The 8,045-nt window shown below is 65.0% G+C and carries 6 protein-coding genes; all 6 read right to left on the bottom strand.

Going from position 1 to position 8,045, the window contains the following annotated elements; all coding sequences use genetic code 11:
* The coding region (locus PVW46_RS21350) for an S-methyl thiohydantoin desulfurase domain-containing protein (protein ID WP_274577499.1) at nt 1-419 on the bottom strand (419 nt) is incomplete at its 3' end.
* Complete coding sequence (locus tag PVW46_RS21345; RefSeq protein WP_069208466.1) at nt 412-1,968, bottom strand: hydantoinase/oxoprolinase N-terminal domain-containing protein; 1,557 nt, start codon at nt 1,966-1,968, stop codon at nt 412-414. The genes PVW46_RS21345 and PVW46_RS21350, both read right to left, overlap by 8 nt.
* 16 nt (nt 1,969-1,984) lie before the next feature.
* A complete protein-coding gene (locus PVW46_RS21340) occupies nt 1,985-3,661 on the bottom strand; it encodes a dipeptide ABC transporter ATP-binding protein (RefSeq protein ID WP_069208465.1) in 1,677 nt (558 codons plus the stop codon).
* 3 nt (nt 3,662-3,664) lie between these two features.
* Entirely contained in the window at nt 3,665-4,537 is an 873-nt protein-coding gene (locus PVW46_RS21335) for an ABC transporter permease (protein ID WP_069208464.1), read from the bottom strand.
* Nucleotides 4,537-5,565 (bottom strand): ABC transporter permease, encoded by a 1,029-nt coding sequence (locus PVW46_RS21330; protein WP_069208463.1) that lies wholly within the window; start codon nt 5,563-5,565, stop codon nt 4,537-4,539. Before PVW46_RS21330 ends, PVW46_RS21335 begins: the two co-directional genes overlap by 1 nt.
* Before the next feature lie 105 nt (nt 5,566-5,670).
* Complete coding sequence (locus PVW46_RS21325; RefSeq protein ID WP_069208462.1) at nt 5,671-7,917, bottom strand: helix-turn-helix transcriptional regulator; 2,247 nt, start codon at nt 7,915-7,917, stop codon at nt 5,671-5,673.
* Nucleotides 7,918-8,045: the final 128 nt, after the last annotated feature.

The raw sequence follows: 8,045 nt of genomic DNA, 5'->3' as shown, positions 1-8,045 counted from the left end.
GGAAAGGCGCGGCCCATGCCGTCACCGTCGACCACAGGCAGCCCGGCAAAGGCGGCGGTGATCAGCGGTTCCATCGAATTCTGGCCGCCGATCTCCTCGCAGCCGATCGCGTCCGCCTTGAACCCGAGCCGTTCCTCCAGCGCGCGCAGGCAACGGACGCCTTCGCGCCCTTCCTTGAGGCGCTCGAAGGAGACCAGCGGCGCGCCGATGCCGCCAAGCGCGACGATCCTGGCATCGTCCTCAAGCGCCTCGATGGGCAGGATCTTCAGCTCGTGGCCTTCGCGGATCGCCTGGCGGGCACGCAGTTTGCCGATGTAGGGATTGCCGCCGCCGCCGGTGCCCAGGATGCCCGAGCCGATCTCCAGCGCGTCGATGTCCTCTTCGGTCAAGACCCGGCATTGGCTTTGATAGTCACGCATGGTTCTCTCCCATTTCACCGACGACTTTGAGATGGATGCGGGTGGCATTGCCGGGCAGGTAGGCCAGCGGCACGTCCTCGCGTTCGATCACGATCAGGGTTTCCGGCTTGGCGCCGGCAGAGATCGCGGCATCGCTTGCCTCGCGCTCGGCATTGGCAAGACATTCCTCGCGGGTCGTGCCTTCGAGCGCATAGATCCGGTCGACCTCGCCGGAGATCTGGGCAATCGCTGCGCCGACGGCATTGGCGACGGCAAAGTTCTCGGGCCGCAGGACCTCCAGGTCGCCGATCCGGTCGGGCGCCAGGATCGAGCCACCGCCGACGGCGATGACCGGGATCGGATCGGGGCTGACACGGCTGCGTTCGACGGCCATTTCCAGCATCTCCGCGATCTGCGCCTTTGCGGCCTCGACCAGTGCCGGGTCGATTTCCGCAACCTTGGCGGCATCGCCGACCTCGGCCATGCCGGCCCGTACCGCGATGTCGGTGGTGGTCAGCGTCTTGCCGCCAAAGACCAGCGCCTCTTGCGGCAGACGGTAACCGACGGATTTCGGACCGATCTGAAGGTTATCGGCATCGCCGGTAATCATCGTGCCGCCGCCGAGCCCGATGGAAAAGACATCGGGCATCCGGAAGTTGGTGCGCACACCGCCCACGTCGACCACGGTGGCCGCCTGGCGCGGAAAGCCGTGATGCAGCGAGCCGACATCGGTCGTGGTGCCGCCGATGTCGATGACAATGGCCTCTTTCACGCCGGTCAGGAAGGCCGCCCCGCGCATCGAGTTGGTGGGGCCGGAGGCAAAGGTCAGCACCGGGAAACGGCGCACCATGTCCGCGGCCATCAATGTCCCGTCGTTCTGGGTGACGTAGAAGGGGCAGGTCAGGCCTGCCTCGGACAGCGCGCGGCCGAAGGCCTCTACCGTGCGGTCCGACAGGCTGAGAAGCGAGGCATTCATGATCGCCGCGCTTTCCCGCTCTAGAAGTCCAAGGCGGCCGATCTCGCAGGACAGGACCACCGGCAGGCCGGGGCAGTGTTCCTGCAGGATGTCGCGGGCGCGTTCCTCCATGTCCCGGTTCACCGGCGAGAACACCGAGGAGATGGCCGCGGCCTTGATCCCCTTCTCGGTGATCTCCCCGGCGATGCGGATCAGTTCGTCCTCATCGAGCGCGGCAATCTCGCGCCCGTCGAATTCATAGCCGCCACGCAGCAGGTAGCGGTGCCCGCCGACCATTTCGACAAGGTCCTCGGGCCAGTCCACCATCGGCGGCAGGCAGGCGGTCGCGGGGAGGCCCAGCCGGATGGCCGCAACCTGGTCCAGCCCCTTGCGTTCGACCACGGCATTCGTGAAATGCGTGGTGCCGATCATCGTGACGTCGATTGCCTCGCGGGCGACCCCCGCCTTTTCCAGCACGGCTTCCAACGCGTTGGAAATGCCGCTCATGACATCTTCGGTGGTGGCGCTCTTGACCCCTGCCAGCACCTCGCGGCCACGCAGGATCACAGCGTCGGTATTGGTCCCGCCAACGTCGATTCCCAGTCTCAAAACCATGTTTTCTCCTCTTCTCTCATGCCGCCGAGGACACGAGGAACCTTTGCTTTTCTTCAGGTGTGACCAGCGGCTTTGCGGCTTCCTCGGCTTCGGTGATGACCGGGATCGCCGCGATCAACGCGCGGGTATAGGGGTGCTGCGGGTCGGCAAAGACCTCGCGCGGGGTGCCCTGTTCGACCAGTTCTCCGCGCAGCATGATGGCGATGCGCGAGCAGAAGTTGCGCATCAGCGAGAGGTCGTGGCTGATGAACAGATAGGTCAGCCCCAGTTCGCCGCGCAGGTCCTCCAGCAGCTTGATCACCCGCTTCTGAACCGAGACATCCAGCGCCGAGGTCGGTTCATCCAGAACCAGCAGTCGCGGATTGGCCGCCAGCGCCCGGGCAATCGCCACGCGCTGTTTCTGCCCGCCCGACAATTCATGCGGGTAGCGCGCCTGGTAATGTCGGGGCAGGCCGACCAGCTCCAGCAGTTCTTCCATGCGGTGGCTGTGTGCGCGCTTTTCCAGACCCGAGAAGCTCAGCGGCACCGACAGGGTCTGCGCCACCGTGCGTTTCGGGTTCAGCGAGGTGCCCGGATTCTGGTAGACGATCTGCGCCAGCGCGCGGTCGACGCGGCCGCCCTGCATCTCGTCCAGCGGCACGCCGTCGATGGTGATGCGCCCGCTGCTGGCCTGCATGATGCCCATCAGCATCCGCGCGACAGTCGTTTTCCCGGACCCGCTTTCGCCGGCAAGGCCGAATATCTCGCCCTTGCGAATGTCGAGGCTGACGTCCTGTACCGCCCTGGTGACGTGATCGGGCCGCAGGATATGTTTGGCGGTGAATGTCTTGGTGACGTTTTCGAGCTGCAGCATGGGCGGCTCGGACGAGGCGGGCTGATCCTTGACGCCCTCGCCATAGAGCGGCGGGATGGCCCCGATCAATTCCCGCGCATAGTCGGTCTGCGGGTTGTCGAAGATCTGGTTCAGCGGCCCGTGTTCTACGATCTCGCCCTTTCGCATGACGTAGACATAATCGGCGGTCATGCGGACGACGCCCAGGTTGTGGGTGATCATCAGCAGCGACAGGCCCTCTTCGGCGACCAGTTCGTTGATCAGGCGCAGGATCTCGTCCTGGGTGGTCACGTCCAGCGCGGTGCCCGGTTCATCCGCGATCAGCAGCGCCGGTTTGTTCATCAGGGCGAGGGCGATCAGAACGCGCTGGCGCATCCCGCCAGAGAGCTGCGACGGGTAGGCGCGCATCACCCGTTCCGGGTCGGCCAGCTGAACCTTCAGCAGGGTCTGCGCGATGCGCTCTCGCCTGTCTTTGCTCGTGGATTTGCGGCCGGACCGGCGGTCGGCCCAGTAGAGCACGTCTTCGAGGTGCCGCCCGATGGTAAAGACCGGGTTGAAGGAGGACAGCGGGTCCTGCATCACCACCGACATCTCGATGCCCTTCAGCGCCTCGCGCTGGCCCTCGGTCTTGTCCAGCAGGTTCTCGCCGCGCCAGAGGATCTGGCCCGCGTCGACCGAGGCATTGCCAGGCAATGTGTTCAGAACTGCCTTCGAGGTCACCGACTTGCCTGACCCGGTCTCGCCGATCAGCGCCACGCGCTGGCCTTCGGCGATCTTCAGCGAGACATCCTTCAGGACATGGGCGGTTTGCTTGTAGCTGGTGAATGAGAGGTCAAGGTTGCGGATTTCAAGCAGATCCATGTCTCAGACCTCCACGTCGAACATGTCGCGCAGCCCGTCGCCAAGCAGGTTGAACCCGAGCGTTGCGTAGAAAATGGCCAGGCCCGGCGCCAGCACGCCCCACCAGCGTTCCGGCAGGAACTGCCGCCCGTCGGCGACCATGGTCCCGAGGTCCGGTGTCGGCGGCTGCACGCCCAGGCCAAGGAAGGAGAGCGTGGCGCCGAAGAGGATGATGAAAGCCGCATCCAGCGTCGTCTTGACCGAGATCACCGCGATGCAGTTGGGCAGGATCTCTCGCGTCAGGATGTGCCAGTGCGAGGCCCCGGCCAGGCGCGCGGCCTCGACGAAATCCTCGGCCGCCACGGATTTCGACACCCGGTAGACAAGCCGCGCGTGCCAGGTCCACCACAAAAGCGCGATTGCGATCATTGCGTTGGTCAGGCTGGGCGTCAGCACGTTGCCCACCGCAAGGGCCATCACCAGCGGCGGGATCGCCAGCATCACGTTGGTGAAGCCGGTGATCACGGCCTCGATCTTGCCCGAGAAATAGCCGGCCAACAGGCCCAACCCGCCGCCGATCGGGACCGCGACGATCAGGACACCGGCCACCAGCAAGAGCGAGACGCGAAAGCCGAAGATCACCCGGCTCAGGATGTCGCGCCCGACCTTGTCGGCCCCCAGCAGATAGGTGGCATCGGGGGCCGCGTGCTTGTTGCGAAAGTCGATCACGGCCCCGGCGTGATCCGGGAACGGGGCGATCATCGGGGCAAAGATGGCGGCCAGGATCACCGAGGCGACCATCAGCGCGCCCATGATCGCCACGGGGTTGGCGCTGAACCGCATCCAGGCCATGCGGCGGGCGGAGAGCACCTTGATTTCTTCGGAGCTTGCGGACATCAGCGGGCCTCCTTCATGCGCAGGCGGGGGTCGATCAGGCCGATCAGGATGTCGATCAGCAGGTTGGCCACCACGAAGAAGCAGCCCGATACCAGCACCACCGCCATTACGGCGTTCAGGTCTTTCTGCATCACGGCCTCCAGCCCGGCAGAGGCGAACCCACCCCAGGAAAAGACCATCTCGACGACAAAGGCGTTGCCGATCAGCGACGCGAATTCGAGGCCCATGATGGTCAGCGGTGCGATGGCCGAGAGTTTCAGCAGGTAGCGGAAGGTCACGACGCGGCCCGGCACGCCAAAGCTGCGCAGGGTTTGCACATGGTCGCGGCGCTGGTGTTCGATCATGGCGGACCGGGTGATCCGCATGATCTGCCCGATTCCGGACATCGACAGCGCCAGGGCCGGGAAGGCGAGATGCCGCAGCGCGTCCAGCGTGATGTCCAGGCGCCCGGCCAGAAGACCGTCAAGGGTCAGGAGCCCGGTCGCGCCGGAGAAATCGGAAAACTCGCGCGACATGCGCCCCAGAATAGGCCAGTCCGTCAGGTAGTAGGCGGCGCCGAGTTGCAGCAGAATGGCGAAGAGAAAGCTTGGCATCGTCACACCGGCAAGCGAGACGATCCGCAGCACGGCGTCGAACCAGCTGTTTCGATAACGCGCCGCCAGGATCCCCAGAGGCAGGCCAAGCGCCAGCATGATGATCAAGGTGGCCAGCACCAGTTCAAGCGTCGCGGGCAACAGTCCGGCGATTTCCTCGGCCACGGGCCGGCCCGAGATCAGCGAATTGCCAAAATCCCCGCGTATGGCCCCGCCAAGGAAATTCACGAATTGCAGCGGCAGCGGATCATCCAGCCCCATTTCCTCGCGCAGCTCGGCCAGTTGTTCGGCGCTGGCCGTCGGTCCCAGGGCGATCCGCGCGGGGTCGCCGGGGACCACCCGGGCGAGAATGAAAATCATCAGAGCCAGGACCAGCAGCACACCGGCAAAGCCGACGATGCGCCGAAGTAAGAACTCTGCAAATCCAGAAGTCATGTTGCGGGGTCTCCCATCCAGCTTTGGATCAGTTTGACGCCTGCACCCGCAGTCGATCCATAGAGGTTGGGGATAGGTTTCGTAAAAAAAGGGGTAGGTTTTGTCCTACTCGGACAACATTCCGCGCTGTCGGGCTTCTTCCACGGCCTCTCGGCGATCACTGACCCCAAGCTTTTTGAACAGATTCTTGAGGTGGAATTTCACCGTCGGCAGGCTGACCGCCATCTCGCGGGCAATATCCTTGTTCGAACAGCCTTCCCCCAGCAGCAGCAATGCGCGCCATTCCTGCCGTGACAGGGGGCCGGTTCCGAACGCCATGACAGCGCCACGGCGCAGGTTGCGCGGCAAGGGCGCCTCGATCATCTCGCGCTGCATGACCCGCGAATCTTCCAGCAAGGGCAGCACAAACGCGCGTTCTTCCAGAACCGGCGCAAAGGAATTCCGGCTGGCGCAAAGCTGCAACAGGTCCGCCAGCCCGCGTCTGGCCTGGCCGGGCCGGTTCTGGCGGCGATCCACCCAGGATTTCCAGATGCGCAGGCACAGCCTTTGTCGCGTCGAAACATGCGTGCTGTCCATCATGGCCGCCAGCCGCTCGTTCAGGGCCGGGTTGCGCGGTGTCTCGAAGACTTGCTGGCGCAGCCAGAGGAGGGCTTGCGAGATGTCCTCTGGTGCGCGCAGATCGGCGAGATTGGCGCCGGAGCTTTCCATCCAGAGGAACCCGATCCGCGATGCCATGCTTTCTAGTTGCTGGCGAGCTTCGCGCCAACGGCGCGCGCTTTGCAGCGTGGCAACCCTGCGTTGGGCCACCATCACCTGGAAATTCCGCGTGCGCCAGGCGGGCACCCGCCAGCTGTCGATATAATGAGTCGCCGCTTGCAACCCCCGCTCCTGAAGCAGTGCCTCCGCGCCATGCGCCAGCGCCAGCGCGGCGATGGAGGGCCAGATCTCCCCGTAGGCGAACCCCTCGAACGCGGATTCTGCAAAGTCCACCATCGGCAACGCGTCCCCCGTCTCATAGGCGGTGACCGCGCGCATCAGTGCCAGGAAACGGGCGTCCTGCGGTATCTCAAAAGGCGTTTTCGCAAGGGCCTTTTCCGCCGCCTGCAGGTGCGGCGCCGCGGCGGCAGGTTCTCCAGAGCGCACCTTGATGATGGATCGGTGCAGGTGAATGAAGAAACTCAGGTAGGGCGCATCCGCCGCCTCGTAATGCGCCAGCGCCCGCGTGGCCGCCTCTTCGGCCGCGGCAAAGCGTTCTCCGCGAATGTGATGGTCGAGCAGAAGGTTGTAGATGCCGCCCCGCATCAGGTGCGCGCGCGGATCGGTCCTGGCCAGCAGGTCCGATGCCTCGTCTGTGATGTGATAGCCCCGTGCCTCGCCTCGAAAAACCGCTAGTTCGATCCGGCAGAACGCCAGCGGCACCGGCACGTCGCCGGCGCGCGGCATCCGTCGCCCGAGGTCGAGCAGCACACCGTTTTCATAGCCCGAGAGGATATAGGCGGCCCGTTCGATGTCGCCGGATTTAACGGCGATCATGAACTGCAGGGCCATGACCGCAGGCGCTGGATCCTCTCCGAAGGCATCCGCGACCCGGCGCCCGGCCTCCATCCCGTGCAAGTGCATGAAATATTGACCACCTTCACGGTGCAGGAGATCGAGGGCCCCGGCGCGATCCCCGGCATGCAGCAGCGCCGCGATCCGCGCGGCTTTCGCGGCGCCGGGGGCGGGTGGTGCCGCAAGCGCTGCCGCGGACCACGCGTCGGTCGCCGCGCGCAGGACTGCCGCCAGTCCCGGCGTTCGGATCCGCCAAGTGCCGCCGCGACATTCCGAGAGGGGGTCCAGCCAATGCAACAACTTGCGCTGCTCCGCCGGCAGTTCGGCGTCGTCAAACCCGCCTTCGGCGCGGCAGAGCCGGGCCACGATGTCGCGAAGGGCCCTTGGGGTTCGGCGCAACAGGGTACGCGCTTTTTCTGTCAGTGCGCTGTCATCCAGCGGCGCCTGGGCGAGGTGGTCGGACAATGCGGGCCAGCCGCCGGTTTTGGCGAAATGCGGATCCTGTCCCGGTCCTAGGAACAGGTCGCGGTTGCCGATCTCCTGCACGTGACCCATGTCCCGTAGCGCGGACAGGTTCGCCACCTGGTCGGCCCTGGCGCATATCACCGTCGGGGTGACGGATATCACGACGGGCGGATCCTCTGTCGACAACATGGAGCATTGGCAACCCCCGTCCGGTCCGCCCAGTTTGCGGCGCATCGCCGTGAGGATTTCTGCCCTGCCGGTTCCCGGCAAGGCATCGATCAGTAGCACCAAATCCGCGCTGTGTTCGGCCAGAAAGGGAAGGTCGGCTGTTCTCATGCGGCCAGAGGAATGAATGTGAGGGCCATCGGAGGCAGGCCGTTCTGGCGCCGGGCACAGCCTTGCGATGCGACGATCTGATTTTTCCGGTCTGCCAGGGCCATTTTCCCTGTTAGTGCAAAAACCGC

The sequence above is a fragment of the Mameliella sp. AT18 genome (assembly GCF_028807275.1).
GTDB lineage: Bacteria > Pseudomonadota > Alphaproteobacteria > Rhodobacterales > Rhodobacteraceae > Antarctobacter > Antarctobacter albus.
The sequence above is the reverse complement of the archived record's forward strand: the minus strand, read 5'-3'. Positions and strand labels throughout refer to the sequence as shown.

Excerpts from the sequence above, each read along its gene's own strand:
- PVW46_RS21345 (WP_069208466.1), bottom strand. The coding sequence starts at position 1,968 with ATGGTTTTGAGACTGGGAATCGACGTTGGCGGGACCAATACCGACGCT.
- PVW46_RS21340 (WP_069208465.1), bottom strand. The coding sequence starts at position 3,661 with ATGGATCTGCTTGAAATCCGCAACCTTGACCTCTCATTCACCAGCTAC.
- PVW46_RS21335 (WP_069208464.1), bottom strand. The coding sequence starts at position 4,537 with ATGTCCGCAAGCTCCGAAGAAATCAAGGTGCTCTCCGCCCGCCGCATG.
- PVW46_RS21330 (WP_069208463.1), bottom strand. The coding sequence starts at position 5,565 with ATGACTTCTGGATTTGCAGAGTTCTTACTTCGGCGCATCGTCGGCTTT.
- PVW46_RS21325 (WP_069208462.1), bottom strand. The coding sequence starts at position 7,917 with ATGAGAACAGCCGACCTTCCCTTTCTGGCCGAACACAGCGCGGATTTG.